Source organism: Xanthomonas sp. SHU 166 (assembly GCF_000364685.1).
Lineage (GTDB): Bacteria > Pseudomonadota > Gammaproteobacteria > Xanthomonadales > Xanthomonadaceae > Xanthomonas_A > Xanthomonas_A sontii.
The window spans coordinates 1-862 of record NZ_AQOJ01000795.1 but is presented as its reverse complement, the minus strand read 5'-3'; the positions used below and the strand labels follow the sequence as shown (position 1 = coordinate 862).

The following is an 862-nucleotide window of genomic DNA, read 5'->3' as shown; positions in this document are numbered from 1 at the left end:
GGCATCGACTACAGCCGCCGCCGCGCGGCCGACTACGCCGCCGCCGCCGAGCGCGCCCTGGACGGCCTGCCCGAGAACGAGGCCGTGGCCGCCCTGCGCGGCCTGGCGCGTTACGCGGTCGAGCGCAGACACTGAGCGCTGCCCGGGCATGATCGCCTTTGACGCCGAGGACCGCGCCGTACTGCTGGCGGTGAAAGGCGTCGGTCCCACCGTGGTCGCGCGCCTGGAACAATTGGGCGTGCACTCGCTGCAGGCGCTAGCCGCCTGCGATGCACGGCAACTCACCGAACAGGCCGCGGCGCTGCTCGGCTCCACCTGCTGGCGCAACAGCCCGCAAGCGCGCGCGGCCATGAGCGGCGCCATCGCCGCGGCGCAGGCGCACTTGCTCAAGCACTCCGCCAAGACACCTTAAGGGCCTATTGGGCCCATTTAGCCGCCATCGGCGCGCAGCCGCGCGCCGGAGGGGATTGGTGATTCGGGATTGGGGATTCGCGACGGCGGCTTGGTTGACGCCTGAAGCGCTACAGGCTCGCCACACCAACCGATCAGTTGGGCGGCACCGACGGTCCGCTTTTACCAATCCCCAATCCCGCCAAGCGCGCAGCGCGAGGCACCTCCCTACTCCCGCCCGAACCGCTCCTCGAAGAAATCCTCGAGCATCCGGTAGGCGCGCTTGGCCGCACGCGGGTTGTACTGGCAGCCCGGCGGGCTGTTGGCGTCGGCTTCGGCGAAGCAATGCACGGCACCGCTGAAGTTGACGAACTGCCAGTCGGCGCCAGCGCCGTTCATTTCCTGCTCGAAGGCGGCGATATCGTCGCGGCTCACGCTCTTGTCGTCGGCACCATTGAGCACCAGCACCGGT

General features: G+C 69.4%; 2 protein-coding genes and 1 pseudogene. 2 read left to right on the top strand and 1 reads right to left on the bottom strand.

Translation table 11 applies throughout. The features are described from left to right. Together D180_RS23545 and D180_RS18390 are read left to right on the top strand one after the other, a co-directional pair. Window positions 1-135: pseudogene (locus D180_RS23545) on the top strand (octaprenyl-diphosphate synthase); the annotation flags it as partial. Between the two features lie 13 nt (window positions 136-148). After that, on the top strand, window positions 149-412 hold the full coding sequence (locus D180_RS18390) for a helix-hairpin-helix domain-containing protein (RefSeq protein WP_017913939.1): 264 nt from the start codon (window positions 149-151) through the stop codon (window positions 410-412). Between the two features lie 206 nt (window positions 413-618). Here the strand turns inward: D180_RS18390 and D180_RS18385 are convergent. Then, window positions 619-862: dienelactone hydrolase family protein (locus D180_RS18385; protein WP_017913938.1), on the bottom strand; the 244-nt coding region annotated here is incomplete at its 5' end.